The organism is Beduini sp. (genome assembly GCF_047239305.1).
Taxonomy (GTDB): Bacteria; Bacillota_I; Bacilli_A; order Erysipelotrichales; family Coprobacillaceae; genus Beduini.
Genome location: NZ_JBKTEM010000002.1, coordinates 430,142 through 446,981, shown reverse-complemented (window position 1 = coordinate 446,981; position 16,840 = coordinate 430,142). Strand labels below are relative to the sequence as shown.

Annotated in this window: 21 protein-coding genes; 5 read left to right on the top strand and 16 right to left on the bottom strand. The window is 35.7% G+C overall.

Going from position 1 to position 16,840, the window contains the following annotated elements:
- Positions 1 to 121: 121 nt before the first annotated feature.
- Both ACLRVU_RS05910 and ACLRVU_RS05905 read right to left on the bottom strand, forming a co-directional pair.
- Complete coding sequence (locus ACLRVU_RS05910) at positions 122 to 514, bottom strand: zinc ribbon domain-containing protein (RefSeq protein WP_412891117.1); 393 nt, start codon at positions 512 to 514, stop codon at positions 122 to 124.
- A 217-nt stretch (positions 515 to 731) separates the two neighbouring features.
- Positions 732 to 950: a hypothetical protein gene (locus ACLRVU_RS05905; protein WP_412891116.1), complete on the bottom strand. Its 219-nt coding sequence runs from the start codon at positions 948 to 950 to the stop codon at positions 732 to 734.
- Between the two features lie 118 nt (positions 951 to 1,068).
- Between ACLRVU_RS05905 and yqeK the strand changes: the two genes are divergently transcribed.
- Genes yqeK through ACLRVU_RS05890 form a run of 3 tightly spaced genes read left to right on the top strand, consistent with a single transcriptional unit; the run spans position 1,069 to position 2,258 of the window.
- The gene (gene yqeK / locus ACLRVU_RS05900) at positions 1,069 to 1,689 is read left to right on the top strand and encodes a bis(5'-nucleosyl)-tetraphosphatase (symmetrical) YqeK (protein ID WP_412891115.1); all 621 of its coding nucleotides are present in this window, start codon (positions 1,069 to 1,071) and stop codon (positions 1,687 to 1,689) included.
- Positions 1,686 to 1,916, top strand: coding sequence for a hypothetical protein (locus ACLRVU_RS05895; protein ID WP_412891114.1), 231 nt, complete (start codon positions 1,686 to 1,688; stop codon positions 1,914 to 1,916). Before yqeK ends, ACLRVU_RS05895 begins: the two co-directional genes overlap by 4 nt.
- Positions 1,917 to 1,946: 30 nt before the next feature.
- Entirely contained in the window at positions 1,947 to 2,258 is a 312-nt protein-coding gene (locus tag ACLRVU_RS05890; protein WP_412891113.1) for a VanZ family protein, read from the top strand.
- Between the two features lie 38 nt (positions 2,259 to 2,296).
- On the opposite strand, the gene ACLRVU_RS05885 is transcribed toward ACLRVU_RS05890, so the two are convergent.
- The 5 genes from ACLRVU_RS05885 to ACLRVU_RS05865 all read right to left on the bottom strand — a co-directional run bounded on the left by ACLRVU_RS05885 (position 2,297) and on the right by ACLRVU_RS05865 (position 7,223).
- Positions 2,297 to 3,043 (bottom strand): copper homeostasis protein CutC, encoded by a 747-nt coding sequence (locus ACLRVU_RS05885; RefSeq protein ID WP_412891112.1) that lies wholly within the window; start codon positions 3,041 to 3,043, stop codon positions 2,297 to 2,299.
- A 1-nt stretch (position 3,044) separates the two neighbouring features.
- Positions 3,045 to 4,160, bottom strand: a complete 1,116-nt coding sequence (locus ACLRVU_RS05880) for a Sapep family Mn(2+)-dependent dipeptidase (protein WP_412891111.1) — start codon at positions 4,158 to 4,160, stop codon at positions 3,045 to 3,047.
- A gap of 1 nt (position 4,161) precedes the next feature.
- Positions 4,162 to 5,112, bottom strand: a complete 951-nt coding sequence (locus ACLRVU_RS05875) for a N(4)-(beta-N-acetylglucosaminyl)-L-asparaginase (RefSeq protein ID WP_412891110.1) — start codon at positions 5,110 to 5,112, stop codon at positions 4,162 to 4,164.
- Between the two features lie 143 nt (positions 5,113 to 5,255).
- Positions 5,256 to 5,918: a potassium channel family protein gene (locus tag ACLRVU_RS05870; protein ID WP_147552245.1), complete on the bottom strand. Its 663-nt coding sequence runs from the start codon at positions 5,916 to 5,918 to the stop codon at positions 5,256 to 5,258.
- 12 nt (positions 5,919 to 5,930) lie between these two features.
- Positions 5,931 to 7,223: a TrkH family potassium uptake protein gene (locus ACLRVU_RS05865; protein WP_412891109.1), complete on the bottom strand. Its 1,293-nt coding sequence runs from the start codon at positions 7,221 to 7,223 to the stop codon at positions 5,931 to 5,933.
- Between the two features lie 148 nt (positions 7,224 to 7,371).
- Between ACLRVU_RS05865 and ACLRVU_RS05860 the strand changes: the two genes are divergently transcribed.
- Both ACLRVU_RS05860 and ACLRVU_RS05855 read left to right on the top strand, forming a co-directional pair.
- Entirely contained in the window at positions 7,372 to 8,811 is a 1,440-nt protein-coding gene (locus ACLRVU_RS05860; protein WP_412891108.1) for a DUF4118 domain-containing protein, read from the top strand.
- On the top strand, positions 8,801 to 9,481 hold the full coding sequence (locus ACLRVU_RS05855) for a response regulator transcription factor (RefSeq protein WP_147552251.1): 681 nt from the start codon (positions 8,801 to 8,803) through the stop codon (positions 9,479 to 9,481). The genes ACLRVU_RS05860 and ACLRVU_RS05855 overlap by 11 nt, the downstream gene beginning before the upstream one ends.
- Positions 9,482 to 9,786: 305 nt before the next feature.
- Here ACLRVU_RS05855 and ACLRVU_RS05850 read toward each other — a convergent pair whose 3' ends face one another.
- The 9 genes from ACLRVU_RS05850 to ACLRVU_RS05810 all read right to left on the bottom strand — a co-directional run bounded on the left by ACLRVU_RS05850 (position 9,787) and on the right by ACLRVU_RS05810 (position 16,840).
- Entirely contained in the window at positions 9,787 to 11,106 is a 1,320-nt protein-coding gene (locus tag ACLRVU_RS05850; RefSeq protein WP_412891107.1) for a hemolysin family protein, read from the bottom strand.
- A gap of 89 nt (positions 11,107 to 11,195) precedes the next feature.
- Entirely contained in the window at positions 11,196 to 11,708 is a 513-nt protein-coding gene (locus tag ACLRVU_RS05845) for a thioredoxin (protein ID WP_412891106.1), read from the bottom strand.
- A gap of 58 nt (positions 11,709 to 11,766) precedes the next feature.
- A complete protein-coding gene (locus ACLRVU_RS05840; protein ID WP_147552257.1) occupies positions 11,767 to 12,354 on the bottom strand; it encodes a recombinase family protein in 588 nt (195 codons plus the stop codon).
- Between the two features lie 402 nt (positions 12,355 to 12,756).
- Positions 12,757 to 13,209, bottom strand: coding sequence for a helix-turn-helix transcriptional regulator (locus ACLRVU_RS05835; RefSeq protein ID WP_412891105.1), 453 nt, complete (start codon positions 13,207 to 13,209; stop codon positions 12,757 to 12,759).
- Between the two features lie 246 nt (positions 13,210 to 13,455).
- Positions 13,456 to 13,893 (bottom strand): PH domain-containing protein, encoded by a 438-nt coding sequence (locus ACLRVU_RS05830; protein WP_412891104.1) that lies wholly within the window; start codon positions 13,891 to 13,893, stop codon positions 13,456 to 13,458.
- A 45-nt stretch (positions 13,894 to 13,938) separates the two neighbouring features.
- Positions 13,939 to 15,453, bottom strand: coding sequence for a 2,3-bisphosphoglycerate-independent phosphoglycerate mutase (gene gpmI / locus ACLRVU_RS05825; protein WP_412891103.1), 1,515 nt, complete (start codon positions 15,451 to 15,453; stop codon positions 13,939 to 13,941).
- 121 nt (positions 15,454 to 15,574) lie between these two features.
- Positions 15,575 to 15,757, bottom strand: coding sequence for a LiaF transmembrane domain-containing protein (locus ACLRVU_RS05820; RefSeq protein WP_147552273.1), 183 nt, complete (start codon positions 15,755 to 15,757; stop codon positions 15,575 to 15,577).
- Positions 15,758 to 15,807: 50 nt separating this feature from the next.
- A complete protein-coding gene (locus ACLRVU_RS05815) occupies positions 15,808 to 16,212 on the bottom strand; it encodes a hypothetical protein (RefSeq protein WP_412891102.1) in 405 nt (134 codons plus the stop codon).
- Between the two features lies 1 nt (position 16,213).
- The gene (locus tag ACLRVU_RS05810) at positions 16,214 to 16,840 is read right to left on the bottom strand and encodes a response regulator (RefSeq protein ID WP_412891101.1); all 627 of its coding nucleotides are present in this window, start codon (positions 16,838 to 16,840) and stop codon (positions 16,214 to 16,216) included.

The window sequence follows — 16,840 nt, the reverse complement described above, 5'->3', positions numbered from 1 at the left end:
TTTCATATGAAACTATTTTATATTTTACTTGCAATTAAAATATATCATTCTTTTATTTATTAGTCAATCTTATTTCATATGAAAGTTAAATATGTTTAAAAGAAAAAGATCTTTCGATCTTTTAAAAGAATACGGTTATAAATCGTATGAAAAATATTAAAATGACTACCAGTACAATGACGGTTATCGCAATTGTATTTTGTTTCGATGCCATCTTATTAAGCTCGGTCATCTCATGGTCTGTCATTTTAGTGCTGCGAAAATTTTGACCATTCATTAATTTATTAAACATTTTTTCTGCCGATGTATGTGCACTATATTGTTCTATATGATTAAAGTCGTTTAATTTCACCTTAGGTGTCACTTTAGCTGTATCAAATTCTCTTGGTTTAAACGTTGTCTCAATATGATCAAATCGGTTGAGTGCTCTTTTCTTTTTCAGCATTCGCCCGCAGTTTAGACAATAATCATCATTCTCATAAAGTTTATTATGACAGTATGGGCAATATTTCATTTTAATCCCCTCCCCATTTACTATACTCCAATTACTTTTATTGTAGCACTAATATAAGGAAAGAGGTATGAATTATTGTGAATTTTCACACTCCTTTAACATCTTTCGTGCTTATTGCCTACTATTCGCTTTATACTTATCAGCAATTTCTTTTAGTTTTATTTTCGCAGAATATATATCAATGGTGAATGAGTAATAAACTGCCCCTTTTACAAGTTTAAGACAGAAATTTCATCAAAATTTCTATGCCATAAGCAATACTGATATACATTCCAATATAAAGCTCACCTTGTCTTGGCTGGTTATAAAGAATAGTCTCCTTTTCAATATCTGCTATTTTAATTGCCACAGCAAGTAAATCAATATAAATATTTTTTGTCTCCACTCCATTTTTCACATACAATATTCCTAATCCTCCACATTGGATGTAACTCATAAGTATCATCTAATCTCTTTTTTTCTATTTATAAGATACAGACCTGATATATAAAAATGATTTTTAAAGTGTTAAAGAAAGATGAATCTATGATAAAATAAAAACGGAGGTACTCACCATGCACATTGATTTAACCGACTATTCCTATCTTACGCCTTTATTGACACGAATCGATTTGAGAGAGGATTGTAAAAACTTGCTTTGTCTGCATCATAAAGAAAAAACATGGGAGCATGTTCAGCAGGTGGCTAAGGTGGCTCAAGATTTAGCACTCGCTTATTCTATTGATTCACAATCTGCTTTTGTTTGTGGTTTGCTGCATGACATCAGTGCTATTATAAAACCTGAAGACATGTTAGTGTTGATGAAAGAAAATCAGCAGGATATTGACCCTGCGGAAGAAAAATATCCTTTTTTACTTCATCAAAAAATATCTGCCTTGATTGCACAAGATTATTTTCAATTCAATGATCCAATGCTCCTTTCAGCAATAGCTTGTCATACCACACTGCATAAACACCCAACAAAGCTGGATATGATTTTATTTTTAGCGGATAAGATGGCTTGGGATCAAGCAGGGGAAGCACCTTATCTGCAAGCCCTTAAAGCTTCATTAACCCATTCTTTAGAACACGCCTGTCTAACCTATATCGACTATCTATTTAATGAAGGCAATCTGCTTTACCCACATCATGACTTAATTGAAGCACGTCAGTATTTAAAGGAGTCAGCGTTATGAAATTTAAACGTCTCATGATTTTAGCTGGTCTCTTTATTTTAACACTTATTCCTAATTATCTGATTTATAGAAGGGTTATCTATTCATATTTATTTGATATTCGCTCCTTCTGTCTGTTTAAGTTTATCAATACACCATATTTTGTAATTGTATATTTAATTCTTGGCGAAATATATTATATGACTGTTTTTAATCAGTTATTAGAAGAAAAATACATAAAAATTTAATAACCGGATCGCCTTAGTTTAATCTTTATCTTGTTTTTTAAAAGTGTTGGCATCAGGGGCTGTGAATGGAATGTTTTTAAACTCATTGACTATCTGCGTTATGATACAACTGCCGCTTTGATTAATCTCTTTTTGTTTATACCGATGGGTTTATTCATTAAACGATTAAATGTAAAGACTGTTTTTTTAAGTATTGGCATGTTGTTTGGGATTGAAGCAATTCAATATATTTTCTCACTGGGGATTTTTGATTTACTTGATATCCTTTTAAATTTTGTCGGTTTGCTGATTGGGTATCAGTTAAGACGCCTTATAAAATCTCAGAATATTATTATTGAATAAAAAAAATCATCGATAGTTTTCGATGATTTTTATATTTTCTATTTATTTACAGTTTCTACGATCTTTTTGACTAACTCTAATGATACCACATCATAGTCATTATGATGGGCTTCGTCTGCATAGGCATACGTCACACCATTCGCTGAAGTGGTTGAATCACTCAGCCAGTCTTTGCATGAACTATGCACTTGATGAATGCCGGTATAGGCAATCATTTCATTCGCATTTGTCGCATTGATGCCGCTTCCGGCTAAAATCTCAATGCGCCCGTTAAATTTTTCCTGAAGCTGTTTAATCATTTCTTTCCCGTCCATTGCTTTTGCTTCAAGTCCGCTCGTTAACACACGGTCAACGCCTAAAGCAATCAATGCTTCCATCGTCGCAAAAGGATCTTTCACACAATCAAAGGCACGGTGGAACACAGCCGTTCCATTGTATTTTTTAATGATAGTGATGATCTGACGATTGCGTTCAATATCCACTTCACCTTCGGCATTCAATATTCCAAATGCTAAACCATCCGCATGATTTTGCATCAATAGTTCAGCATCTAGCAACATCACTTTGAAATCTTCTTCATTATAATTGAATCCTGCCCCACGTGGTCGCACCATGCAGATGACATTAAGATCAAATTCTTCTTTAACCAATTTTAAACTAGCCAATGAAGGGGTTAATCCCCCTAAATGCAGTGCGCTGTTTAACTCAATTCTTTTCGCACCGCCCAATGCTGCCATTTTTGCGTCATAATAGCTTCCGCAGCAAATCTCAACGATCTTTTCCATATTATTTATTTCCTTTCTTGGCATTTAGATAATAGAAACTTAATGCATATATTTTTGCGTTCGCAATGATATCTTCGATCTTCATCCATTCATTCGGCAGATGAGCGATACCCTTTTGTCCGGGGAAGCTTGGTCCAAAAGGAACGATATTTGGCATCAGCTTTGCATAAGTCCCGCCTGTTGTTGTGACCGGTGTCCCATCTTTCCTAGTTACTTCTTCATAGGCTTTCTGCAATGAACGCACTAAGAAGCTGTCTTTTTCAAAGCGAACCGGTAAATAATGTTTTGTACATTCACAGCTGAACGGACATGTTTCCTTGATTTTATCCATCAAAATCTCTAAAGTAACCCCGGAAGGGTAACTTAAAGTAAAATCAAAATAGAGATGCTGATCATCACTATCTAAATGATAGCCTCTCATTTCCAGCATGCCGAATTCCTGATCTCTAAAGTCAATGCCAAGTGTTTCACCATTGTTTTTGGTGTTCATGAAATAAGTATTCAGATAATCAAAGAACTTCTGATGCTGTTTAAGAGGGGCAGTAATACGGATAACGGCACGTCCGCGTTCTCCATAAACAACCGGATACTTACAATCCGGAGTAAATCCCATCACCGGCGGCTGTTCTTTAGAAAGATAGTATTCTAAATCTTTGAAGCCTGTCTCTTCATCACAGCCAAAAATGATACGTACTTCCTTTTCCATCTCAATGCCTAATTCTTTTAATGCATATAATGCATATAAGCAGCTAAGAATAGGGCCCTTATTATCTAACACACCTCGTCCATATATAAAGCCATCTTCCTCAAATGCACTAAATGGGGGATGTTTCCATCCTGTCCCAACAGGTACAACATCTAAATGTCCGATTGCACATATATAATCTGTGCTTTCTCCCCAAGAGGCATAACCGATATAGTGATCCATATTGGTGGTTTTAAAGCCTAATTCCTGACTGATTGTCAGTGCCTCCATCAGTGCCCTTTTTACCCCTTCACCAAAAGGGGCATCAAGCACGGCAGGCTGTTCAACACTATCGATCTGAACCATTCTCTTAATATCTTGAATAAGACGATCCTGCAGTTGGTCTATTTTTTTTAATATTTGCTTTTCCATATTATTCCTCTAAAGGTGCCATTCTGGTACGCATATAATTATCCAGCCATTCCTGACTTGCTACTTCGTGAATACAATGTCCATCTACATTTTTAGTCAGATAAACTGTAGGAGCTTCTTTTTGAGTCGCTACAGCAAAAGAGAATCCTTCAATGTTGGTGGCAACGCCCCATTCTCCTTCGTTATTCATCGCGATTACCGATAAATCACCTGCCTCACCACGGCGTTTTGTCAGTTCCGCATGCAGTTTATTCACTGCTGTTTCACAGGCTAGCTGCGGATGCATTCCTTCTTTCATCAGGCGTACGATCTCATAAGAGATACATCCTTTCATCAGATCTTCTCCTAATCCGGTTGCACTGGCTCCGCCTACCTCCGAATCCGCATAAAAACCAGATCCGGCAATCGGTGAATCCCCGACACGCCCTTTTTTCTTCATGAAAAGTCCGCTGGTAGAAGTCGCTGCTGTTATTTTACCACTTTGATCCAAGCAGACCATTCCCACCGTGTCATGCCCTGAATAAGGCTTGATTTCCTGACTCAATTCTTTTATACGTTTACGATAATGAATCTTTGCACGATCACTCAGCATATTTTTACGTTCAAAACCTTCTTTATGAGCAAACTTTTCTGCCCCCTCGGCAACTAATACGTTATTTACTTTTTCTTCGGCTAAGCGTTTAGCTATTGAAACAGGATTAGCAAAATCCTTGATAGCCGCTACCGCACCAATGCTTAATGTATTCCCGTCCATAAATGCAGCATCTAATTCCACTTCCATTTCTTCATTAGGCAGCCCGCCATAGCCTACTGATTTATAATAAGGGAAGTCCTCTACTTCTCGAATTGCTGTTTCAATAGCGTCTCCGGCATCTCCGCCAGTTTCTAATTCTTCTTTTGCTTTAGTGATTCCTTCAACTGCCATTCGCCATGTTGCGATAATACCCCACATATCTATATCCTCCTTTAATCCGGGTTTTCCCACTATTAGTAGTATAACTTTTTGAATAAATCTTGTCTATTCATTACACGAAATTTGCATTATTTTTCCACAACAAAAAAAACAGGCAATATCTGCTATCTGCCTGCTTTTTCTCAATATCCTAAATAAGTCTCAAAACGTTTGATGTCACTCTTTTTCCCAACTACATATAATTTATCGCCGGTTTGGAAAACATAGTCGGGAGTGAATTCAACCGTAGTTTCATGGTCATGACGCACCGCAATAATATTCAAGTGATACTGCTGTCTTAATGACGCTTCTAAAATCTTTTTGCCAATTAAAATTTCCGTGACGATCACTTCAAAGATTGCAATGTTCTCATCTAATTCAATAAAATCCGATAAGGTAGAATACAATAGTCGATTCGCTAAACGACACGCCATATCTTTTTCTGGATAAACGACTTCTGCACCAATCTTTTTTAAAACAAAGCCTTGATCTTCACTGATAGCTTTGGCGATTACCCGCGGAACTCCCATCGAAATCACATTTAATGTTACCAGAATACTTTTATCAATCTGCTGACCGATACAGACAATAACTGTCTGACAATTTTGAATACCCGCTTCTATCAAGCTTTCCTTGGTTAAATGATCAACAACCAATGCTTCTTCTACAAAATCTCGAATATCTTTTATTTTAGACTCATTATTATCTATAACAAGTACTTCTTTTCCGTTATTGGCAAGTGCCATAGCTAGTGCCATGCCAAAGCGACCTAATCCAATGATTCCATATTCAATTGTTTGTTTCATACTCTTTTCCACCTATCCTATAGTAATTGTCTCTTTTGAATAATGCACTCCGGATTTTTCATTGAATGACCAAAGTGATGCGATTGTCAGCGGTCCTAAACGACCGATGAACATAGTGAGAATAATCAGTAATTTGCTGACTACATTTAAACTGGTTGTAATCCCGGCAGATAATCCAACTGTACCAAAAGCACTGGTCACTTCTGTCAGTACATGAATAAAAGAAAACTCCGGCTGTAAGATCGTAATACCTAGTGTCACAAAGACAACGACTGACAGTCCTAAAAGCAAGATGATATTTGCCTTGGTGATGGTATCATTGCTGATTTCACGTTTAAAGGTGCTGCAGTTTTTATTTTTCGCAATGCTGATGACATGTTTAAATAAAATATAGGCTGTTGTTGTCTTGATCCCGCCCCCGGTAGATCCCGGAGAAGCTCCGACAAACATTAAAATAATTAATATAAATAAAGTTGCATTTGAAAACTGTCCCAATGGAAATGTACTAAAACCGGCGGTTCTTGCTGAAGTAGAGTTAAAGAAGGCTCCCAGCCATGTAATGTTCTCTGTACATTTAATGCCAATTGTACCGATTACTAATAAGAAAACTGAAGTCACGATGACTACTTTTGAATGCAGAGTCAATTTTTTAAATGAACGTTTTTTCATGATATCTAAAATAACCAAGAATCCTAAGCCGCCAAAGATGATGAGTCCACAGGTGGTTAAATTCAATAATACATTGTTTTGATAAGGAATTAGATTCTGCAATCCGCCTAGTATATCAAACCCTGAGTTATTAAATGCGGCGATGGAATGAAAGATACTGATCCATACCGCTTGAAGGAAAGGATAATCCTTTGAAAAAGTAATAAAGCTTAATACTGCACCGATGCTTTCAAAAGTCAGTGTCATCAGTAAAATGGCTTTTACCAGTTTCACAATGCCCCCTAACGAATCTAAATTCATTGCTTCTCTGACTAAAATTCGGCTTTTGATTCCTACCTTTTTACCGGCAAGAATAATAAAGCCTACCCCAATACTGGTAACGCCTAAGCCTCCGATTTGAATCAATGCGGCAACGACGATTTGTCCGAATAAATTAAATGTATCTGCGGTATCAACGGCAATCAATCCGGTGACACAGACTGCACTCGTTGAGGTAAACAAAGCATCGATCAATGAAACATGAATGCCTTCATTTGCACTGATTGGCAGCCATAATAAAAAGGCGCCCAGCAAAATAACGCCAGCAAATCCCAATGAGATGATTCGCCCCGGTCCGAGTTTTTTAAAGATACGCATTTTTCTCACTCCCTACGCTAACAGTGTATTCCCAAATAATTTTTAACTCAACAAAATTGACTTTATCTTAACAACATCTTAATCCACATTCACACGATTTACTTTTGCTTAATAGATGTAAATGTATATAATGATAATAGGTGATAAAATGAACAAATCAAAAGATCTGCTGATCACAATCATTGCGATGGGATGTGCAACGATGATCGCTCAGCTGTTTACCCTCTTTACCAATAATCCCGCGAATACCTCTATTTCCTATATTTTCTTTATCGTTCTCATTTCACGTTATACCTCCGGCTATCGATGGGGTGTGATCGCATCTGTATTTTCTGTTTTTGCGATCAATTTCCTTTTTACTTATCCATATTTTAAAATTAATTTTACCTTGTCAGGCTATCCTTTAACATTCATCGGGCTGTTGCTTATCTCAATTTTTTGCAGTACCATTACGGCACATGCCAAAGAGCAGACAAGGATTGCCAATGAGCGGGAAATGATGATGGTACGTTTAAATGATTTCAACCGTTCATTACTGATTTCTAAAGACAGTGATCAGACCATTGATATTACACTAGCCTATATTCATACTCTGCTGCATCGTGATTGTCTGATCTACTTTGAATATGAGGATATAAAGAAGCAGACATCTACCTGCGATCCTGCCTGCTTTGAAGAATTTTCCGTCAAAACCAGCATCGCTCATGTTTTAAAAGAACAGACAATTTTTAAAGATCATAGCTATACATATCTGCCATTGGATCAACTTGGTGTAGTGGGAATCAAGGATTTAAATAGCGATACTTCTTTAACTTATCTTTCTTTAATCGTTCAGCAATCCGCAATGAATTTAGAAAAACAGGTGCTTCAGGATACTCATCATCGTTTAAGTGTTGAAACGGAAAAAGAAAAGATGAGAGCTAACCTATTGCGTGCCATTTCTCATGATCTGAGAACACCGCTGACAAACATGATTGGTGCAAGTGCAACTTATATCGAAGCAAAAGAACATTTAAGTCAAAAAGAACGTGATCGTTTAGTAGCAAGTATTCATGAAGATTCCAACTGGCTTTTGCACATGGTAGAAAATCTTCTATCCGTGACTCGCATTCGTCAGGAAGAAACAAAAGTAACCAAGACAGCAGAAGCGGTCGAAGAGATTGCGGCGGAATCGATCACCCGCGTTAAAAAGCGCTACCCTGAAACACAAATAAAAGTCACGGTACCTGATGAATATTTACTGGTGCCGATGGATGCCACTTTAATTGAACAGGTTATTATTAATCTAATCGAGAATGCCATTAAATATGCTAAGTCTACTCAGCCAATTGAACTTATTGTCACTAAAACAGATACTCACGCAGTTTTTGATATTATTGATTACGGGGTGGGGTTTGATACCGAAGATATGGAAACCATCTTTGATTCTTATCGCAGTAATGATGCTTCTAAAGGAATGGGAATCGGTCTATCGATCTGTAAGACCATTATTCTTGCCCATGACGGAGAAATCTCTGCGAAAAAGAATCCACTGGGAACTCAGTTTACTTTCTTATTACCATTAGGAGGTCAATCTTATGAAAGCTAAAATTATGATTATTGAAGACGAAATCAATATATGCAATTTTGTATCGACTACCTTACAGGCTCACCACTATGAAACCTGTAAATTTTTGAAGGGAAAAAAAGCATTGGACTATCTTCAATCCAATGTCGTTGATCTAATCTTATTAGATTTAGGACTGCCGGATATAGATGGCATTGATATATTAAAATACGTTAAAGGGCATACCACAATCCCAATCATTATTATTTCCGCACGTACCGACGAAAAACAAAAAGTAGAAGCACTGGACTTAGGCGCTGATGACTACATTACCAAGCCTTTTGGAACAGAAGAACTTCTAGCTAGAATCCGAACAACTTTTCGTCATTTCGATCATTTGAATCCCTCTCATTATCACTATAAAGAATTGCTGATCGATTTTGATAAACGCCGCATCACGCTCGCAGACAAAGATATTCATCTTACTCAAATTGAATATAAGTTAGTTTCTCTGCTTGCCAAAAATGCCGGGAAAGTATTAACCTATGACTTCATTATCAAACAAATTTGGGGTCCCTATGCTCCTGACGATAATCAAATCCTCCGTGTCAACATGGCAAACATTCGCCGTAAATTAGAGACAAACCCAGCTGATCCGCAATATATTTTTACAGAAGTCGGGGTTGGTTATCGCATGGCAGAACCTCAGTAAATATCCTAATACGATTTATGCCAAAAGATTGTGACATTTTTCTACATTGATTTCACATCATCATTATTTTATGCTTATAGTAGATAAACAATAGGAGGCAAGGTATGGAAAATAAATATGTACGTCTTCTTGTATTAGTAGTGGGAGTATTGCTTCTGAGCGGTTTTATGTAAGAAACATTTCCTTGAAAAGATGCTTGGTTAAATTTGGGCTGATTTAACTTAGCATCTTTTTACTTTTTGATTAGATAGTCTCACTGAGTAATCTCCTAAAATAAAAAAATCGTAGGTTTCCCTACGACAAAGCTAGTCACTTGTGACTGCTTTTTTATTTAGTTTTACTTTTTCGATACGCAAATCATGAATTTCAACAACCGTGAACTCCAAATCACCAATCACAACGATCGGATGCGCTCCCGGTTTTGGAATATAACCCAGCTTTTCAATGATTAAGCCTGATAGAGTATCACTGTTTACAGACGTTAAATTCAAGTCAAGATCTTCATTGATCTCCACTAAGCTTAATTTTCCATCTAAAACATAGCTGCCATCTGCATTGCATAAAATCTGGTCTTCTTCAAAATCATATTCATCATTTAAGTCTCCGACAATCTCTTCGACTAAGTCGACCATCGTGACAATTCCACTGAAAGCACCATACTCATCGATAAGAATTGCCATATGCTGACTGCTGTTTTGGAGCTGGGTGAATAATTCTTTTGTATTCTTGCTGTCTGGTATAAAATAAGGGTCCTTCATGATCTTTCTGATATCCACTTCTTCAAACGAATGATGACGTGCTTCGATCATAAAATCTTTCATATTCAAAACCCCGATGATATCATCAATGTCTTCATCATAAACCGGTACACGGCTATGGTAGGTATTCAATAATTCATCCAGGTAATTTTTTATTGGTTCATTAATATCAATCGCATAAACATCAACACTTGGTGTCATAATATCACGAGCCGTCTTATCATCAAATAAGAAAATTGAATTAATCATCTGAGCATCCTGCTCATTAAATACTCCGATTTCACTTCCGTTATCCAGCATGGCAATCACTTCTTCTTCCGATACGCTTTCTTCAAACTCGGATGAACGAATCCCTAATAATCTTAATACACCATTTGTGGATAAAGACAATAATTTGATAAACGGCGACATCATTTTAGAAATAAAATTAATCGGTTTAACTGTCATCAAACTAAACTTTTCTGCATGATGCAGCGCTAAACGCTTTGGCACCAATTCACCAAAGACTAAAGTGAAGTAAGATAAAATAATTGTAACGACTACAACCGCTAATGTTGATGAATAAGGAATTCCTGCCTTCACCATTACATTGGCTAAAACCTGTGAAATTCCGGTTGCTGCCGACGCACTTGAAAAGAATCCGGCAAAAGTAATCGCAACTTGAATTGTTGATAAGAACTTCGTTGAATCATCAAACAGATGAGTCAATAAAGTCGCTCTCGAATCTCCTTGAGCAGCTCTTGCACGTATCTTATTTTTATTGACAGATACAATAGCCATCTCTGCTCCTGCAAAAAAGGCATTCACTAAAGTTAAAAAAACTAAAAATAATAATTGAATCAATATGTTTCCCGACGCGGGGTCCATTTCTTCATTCCTCCTAACATATTGCTACCATTATAACAAAACTATTATGAATAGATGATGAATAAAATTAAATCTTAACATTTTCTTTATTATTCCTGTTCGTAATTTTCTTCCATCCATTCTTTGAATTCCTCTACAAATTCATTGAATTTATTCTGTCTTTTCGTTTCATCACTGATACCGTAATAATCTAAATCTAAAAATGTATAGCGATCTATAATCTTATTATTCTGGTAATGCTGTAAAGTGGGAGTCCAGTCGAAATCAAGATTCTTTTGAAGATTGTCATAAAAATCTATTTCTTCTTGTGAGGCGCCTTCTTTCTTCGCATTATCTCTGAAATTTTTCACATTTAAATAGTAAATCCCCTGTCCGGTCTCATTAACATATTCCTCTAAATAAGGATAAAAGACCTGACAATCCCCGCAATCAGGTCGTCCGATATAGAGCAGGAAATCTGTTTGGGAAGATAGTTTTTCTTTTAACTGTGTATAATCTATTTCTTCAATTGCAGTTGTTCGATCATACTGCGTTTCTACTTTTCTTTGCGTACATCCCAATAGTGTAACCATTAAACAAATAACGATGAACCATCTTTTCATAAGCTCCTCCTTTTTTTATGACTATATCATAAATAGATGATCGTTTCTATCTCTTTCCTTATTTCTTACGCCATCGATAGAACGTTGAGATACTGACATTCAGCATATCGGCAGCTTCTTTTGTAGTAATTTGTTTTTTATTGAACAGACGAATCACTTCACTGTAATAATCCGGTTTATTAATTGGTGTTGGTCCAAACTTCACCCCGCGCTTTTTTGCCGCTTCTATTCCCTCCGCCTGACGCTGACGAATGTTTTCTCTTTCATTTTGAGCGACGAAGCTTAATAACTGCAAAACCAAGTCCGAAATAAAGGTTCCCAGTAAGTCTTTGCTGCGGGTTGTATTCAGCAGCGGCATATCAATAACGACAATATCTGCTCCGATCTTTTTTGTAATCAACTTCCATTGATCGATGATCTCTTCGTAGTTGCGTCCTAAGCGATCAATTGATTTCACATAGACAATATCACCGTTTTTTAATCGCTTAATCATGCGTTTATAAGCTGGGCGATTAAAATCTTTTCCACTCAGTTTATCCGTATAGAGATTCTTTTTAGGTATATCATACTGATCTAATGAAAACTTTTGACGATCATCATTTTGATCTTTGGTTGAAACACGGATATATCCAAAATTATTTACCATAATTTACCTCCTTATATTGTTAGTATGACTACGCAAATTAATAGTATACTAATTAGTATTTTGCAGTAAATCATCGTAAAAGAAAATAGTAGTTTCTATACTTGTTTTTCTTTTTTTAATAACCAAATTAAAAACACGAATCAAGTCGTTCGTGTTTATTTTATATTATTTTTATATCTGATTTTTGATTATCTGCATAAACACTATATTTTCAAGCATTTTGAAGTATAGAAGCTCATTTATTTTACCACGAATTTGCCAAGATTGAATGAGCCTTGATATGATAATAAAGCAGCACTAAAAAGACACCATTGACACCTATGTGGTATCTTTTATTAAAAAACAGTTAATCCTAAGACTAACTGCTTTGTGTGTATGGATATGAAGTTGTCAAACTGAAATTTAGTTGTTCCAGATTTTATATGATTGATACAAAATATCTTTAAGAACTAACATTGCGTCTTGTTTACTATATCCATATTCATTCTTAATTTCATTAAACATTTTTGTAATTCGAAAAGCATAATTTGAAGTATTTACTTCTCTCTGGTATTTAAGGAGTATAGGATATTTCTTTCCCCATGCATTTGTCCAATTCACTTTTTCATTTAGTTTTTCATCACTTTTATCAATCATTTCTTCGATTTCTTGTAAATCAATATCAAATTCAATAAGTTCATCTAAAGAAATTCTATAGAGTTTCGCCATCTTCTTTGATTGGTAAATATCTGGAACTGTTTCATTGGTTTCCCATTTTGATATTGTTTGTCTGCTTACGCCGATTTTTTCAGCAACTTCCTCTTGTGATAATCCACTTTTCTTTCTTGCGTGAAATAAACTATTTCCTAAATTCATTGTGTTATCCTCCTTGTTCTTTGATAATCAAATTATAGAGAATATTAAAGAAGAACTCCACCAACTTTTGCAATTAATATCGCACGAGAATTTAACAAACTGAAATTTGTAGTTCTAATTAACAATAATACAATCACCATAACAATTTTCAATAGTGTATCTATTAAAAGTGTTTTATAAATAGAACTATCTTTTTTAACAAAAGAATATACAGCATTCAAAGTAACTAGAACACTTAAAATAATATTATAAATTATTTAAAACTTTTATATGATTCGCTTTTAATAACAGCTGCTGAATAAATTCCAGCTTCCTTACCGGTGAGATTAGTATCTCATCTTCCCCATTTCCACCGTTTTGTGCTTTAAAGACGAGATCAATACGATCTAAGGATAAAGCAGAAGATGCAAGCGGGTTATGAGTCTCTTTTAATGTATGAATATCCTTATATGGGATTTTTAAAGGTCTTCCGATTCCGCAGCGAATAAAAAGATGATCTTTTTCTAATACATAGTATGTTCTGAAGGTGAGATCCAACATATACAGATCACAAGGGATCATGATAAGCAGCACAATAAAGACAGTTGTATTTGACGCAGCTTTTTCGATTAACGGAATATTCAGCCATATCATCGTAATCATGGAAATAATCCAAATTGCCCCAATTTTAGAACGATATTTCATAATGCTTCTCCTGTTTCATAAAAAGATCCCAAACGGGATCTTTTATTATTTTAATAAACTGTTTCCTGTCATTTCTTTTGGAATTGGCAATCCTAGAAGTTCAATGATCGTTGGTGCTAAATCGCCTAATTTTCCATCTTCTGCTAATTCTAAATGAGAATTTGTCAGAATTAATGGCACATCATTTGTGGTATGAGCAGTAAACGGATTATTGTCTTCATCTAACAGCATTTCACTGTTTCCATGATCGGCAGTAATCAGCATTGTTCCTCCTAATTCCAATACTTTTTCATAGATTTCACCAACGCATTCATCGACAACGCTGACGGCTTTGATGGCAGCAGAAATAATTCCTGTATGTCCTACCATATCACAGTTTGCAAAGTTGACGATAACGACATCATGAATATCTTTATCTAATTCTGCAATCAGTTTATCTTTTACTTCATAAGCTGACATTTCCGGCTGAAGATCATAAGTCGCTACTTTTGGTGAATTTACCAATACACGTGTTGCTCCTTCAATTTCTTTATCGATTCCGCCATCCATGAAGAATGTAACATGAGCATATTTTTCAGTTTCCGCAATTCTTAATTGCTTCATTCCCATTGCAGATAAATAATCTCCTAATGTGTTCGTTAATGTAGGCAGTGCAAAAGCGATGTCTCCATTTACCGTATCCGCATATTTCATCATGCAGACAAAAGCAAGATTTTTAGGCTTATTATCTGGTTTGTAATCATAAACATCAGCAGTTAATACATTGGCAATCTGCATTGCACGGTCTGGTCTGAAGTTTGCAAATACTACTGCATCATTATCAGCAATCGCACCATTGACTTCACTATTATATGCAGGGATAACGAATTCATCAAAAACTTCTTTTGCATAGCTGTCTTTGATATATTGTACCGGACAAGTGAATGATTCTCCTTTATGGTTAACCATTGCCTGATAAGCTAAATCGATACGTTCAAAACGTTTATCTCTGTCCATTGCATAATAACGTCCTGAAATACTTGCTACTTTACCGATTCCGATTTCTTTCATTTTATTTAATAATTCTTCAACGAATGAAGCTGCTGAATCAGGGGCTACATCACGTCCGTCTAAAAACGCATGCACATAAACTTCTTCTAATCCCTGCTGTTTTGCCATTTTTAATAAAGCATAGATATGCTCGTTAGAAGAATGCACTCCACCATTTGATAACAATCCCATGATATGGAATTTAGAACCATTGGCTTTCGCATGATCCATTGCTTTAATGAATTTTTCATTTTTGAAGAATTCTCCATCTTCTACTGCTTTATTGATCAATGTCAATGACTGATAAACAATTCGACCGGCACCGATATTCAAGTGACCTACTTCACTGTTTCCCATTTGTCCTTCTGGCAATCCTACCATTTTTCCACTGGCTTTGATCGTTGTTGTCGGATACATTGCCATCAAATCATCAAGTGCTGGTGTATTCGCTAATTTAACGGCATTTCCTGATACTTTAGGGCTTAATCCGTAACCATCTAAGATACACAACACAATTGGTCTTTTTTTCATCAATAATTACCTCCTATATGCTTCATATTATAATCATTTTAACAACAGAATTCAAATATTAAAAGGAAAATACACCGTTATTCAGCCATTATTTTTATGCAACCGTTTACATTATGTTTTTTTATTTTTTCTTTCTTGGTTCTCCCCAAAGATAAATACCGATAAACACTAAAACCAACGGCCAATAATTTTCAAAGAAAGTAGTGAGCTTCTGCAAGATTCCACTAAACTCACTGGTCTGATCCATTGTTAATATAAATCCTAGAATAATTAACATAATTCCTAAGTTTTTTCTGATTTGCATCCTTATCACCCATCTTATCTTAACAGTGAGGATAAAAGAAAAATGTCAAATCATAAATTTGACACTTCTTTTGCGAAAACAAGAAATTTATCCAGTTTGATCCGTTCTTCACCTCGGCGTGAAAAGACACGAATAAAGTGCTCCTGTGTATCGTACTCGAATCGAGCTGAGTGAATCAATGCATTGACATCATCACGGATATATTCAGGAATAACAATATAGCTATTTTCACTCATCTTTCTTAGGAGGACTGCTAAGAGAGCCAATGTAATCTCTAAATCAAAATAGCTTTCTTCCAAGTCCAGTTCTAAATAGTGATCGGCAATAAAATCTTCCCGGTCATAGATCTTATCAATTCGATTCATCACCATCTCTACCTGATTGATATTTGCTTCTACCGCTTCGATAAAGCATTGCTTTTTCATTTTTCTTGTTCTTTTTTGAGTCTCACTCATCTTACTCTCCCCCTAAATGCTGATAATAGAAGATCGCCAGCTGTGTACGATCCCGCAGTTCCAATTTATTTAGTAAAGAACTTAAATAATTGCGGACCGTTCCTTCTGATAAAAACAAAGTCGCCGCAATTTCTTTATTATTAAATCCTTTTGCTACCAAAGTAATAAAATTCAGTTCTTTCTCATTAAGCTCATACTTCTCTATCGCAGAAGGAATCTTATTATCTTTTAAAGTGGGAATCTTAGAAATGATCTCTGTATTAAAAACATTCTGACCGGCAGCAACTGCTTTTAAAGAAGGCACAATACAGTCAAAGTTCTGTTTTAAGATATACCCCTTAATCCCCAGCTTAAAGGCTTCCATGATGTATTCGTCATCTAAAAAAGTCGTTAAAAATAAAATCTTTGCCAATGGATCTGCCGCCAAGATATGCTGACTGGCTTTTACGCCATTCCCCTCAGCCATACGAATATCCATTAGGATGACATCCGGATGCCAAAACTGATAAAGTTCAATGGCTTCATTGCCACTGTGCCCTACTGCCAGCACTTCAATATGATTTGCTTCAATAATCGTCTTTAATGAACTGGTGACTAATGGATCATCATCAATAATAATAATTTTCAA

What these genes read in the sequence shown, in the direction of transcription:
- ACLRVU_RS05910 (WP_412891117.1), bottom strand. Translation starts at nt 514, where the DNA reads ATGAAATATTGCCCATACTGTCATAATAAACTTTATGAGAATGATGAT.
- ACLRVU_RS05905 (WP_412891116.1), bottom strand. Translation starts at nt 950, where the DNA reads ATGAGTTACATCCAATGTGGAGGATTAGGAATATTGTATGTGAAAAAT.
- yqeK (WP_412891115.1), top strand. Translation starts at nt 1,069, where the DNA reads ATGCACATTGATTTAACCGACTATTCCTATCTTACGCCTTTATTGACA.
- ACLRVU_RS05895 (WP_412891114.1), top strand. Translation starts at nt 1,686, where the DNA reads ATGAAATTTAAACGTCTCATGATTTTAGCTGGTCTCTTTATTTTAACA.
- ACLRVU_RS05885 (WP_412891112.1), bottom strand. Translation starts at nt 3,043, where the DNA reads ATGGAAAAGATCGTTGAGATTTGCTGCGGAAGCTATTATGACGCAAAA.
- ACLRVU_RS05880 (WP_412891111.1), bottom strand. Translation starts at nt 4,160, where the DNA reads ATGGAAAAGCAAATATTAAAAAAAATAGACCAACTGCAGGATCGTCTT.
- ACLRVU_RS05875 (WP_412891110.1), bottom strand. Translation starts at nt 5,112, where the DNA reads ATGTGGGGTATTATCGCAACATGGCGAATGGCAGTTGAAGGAATCACT.
- ACLRVU_RS05870 (WP_147552245.1), bottom strand. Translation starts at nt 5,918, where the DNA reads ATGAAACAAACAATTGAATATGGAATCATTGGATTAGGTCGCTTTGGC.
- ACLRVU_RS05865 (WP_412891109.1), bottom strand. Translation starts at nt 7,223, where the DNA reads ATGCGTATCTTTAAAAAACTCGGACCGGGGCGAATCATCTCATTGGGA.
- ACLRVU_RS05860 (WP_412891108.1), top strand. Translation starts at nt 7,372, where the DNA reads ATGAACAAATCAAAAGATCTGCTGATCACAATCATTGCGATGGGATGT.
- ACLRVU_RS05855 (WP_147552251.1), top strand. Translation starts at nt 8,801, where the DNA reads ATGAAAGCTAAAATTATGATTATTGAAGACGAAATCAATATATGCAAT.
- ACLRVU_RS05850 (WP_412891107.1), bottom strand. Translation starts at nt 11,106, where the DNA reads ATGGACCCCGCGTCGGGAAACATATTGATTCAATTATTATTTTTAGTT.
- ACLRVU_RS05845 (WP_412891106.1), bottom strand. Translation starts at nt 11,708, where the DNA reads ATGAAAAGATGGTTCATCGTTATTTGTTTAATGGTTACACTATTGGGA.
- ACLRVU_RS05840 (WP_147552257.1), bottom strand. Translation starts at nt 12,354, where the DNA reads ATGGTAAATAATTTTGGATATATCCGTGTTTCAACCAAAGATCAAAAT.
- ACLRVU_RS05835 (WP_412891105.1), bottom strand. Translation starts at nt 13,209, where the DNA reads ATGAATTTAGGAAATAGTTTATTTCACGCAAGAAAGAAAAGTGGATTA.
- ACLRVU_RS05830 (WP_412891104.1), bottom strand. Translation starts at nt 13,893, where the DNA reads ATGAAATATCGTTCTAAAATTGGGGCAATTTGGATTATTTCCATGATT.
- gpmI (WP_412891103.1), bottom strand. Translation starts at nt 15,453, where the DNA reads ATGAAAAAAAGACCAATTGTGTTGTGTATCTTAGATGGTTACGGATTA.
- ACLRVU_RS05820 (WP_147552273.1), bottom strand. Translation starts at nt 15,757, where the DNA reads ATGCAAATCAGAAAAAACTTAGGAATTATGTTAATTATTCTAGGATTT.
- ACLRVU_RS05815 (WP_412891102.1), bottom strand. Translation starts at nt 16,212, where the DNA reads ATGAGTGAGACTCAAAAAAGAACAAGAAAAATGAAAAAGCAATGCTTT.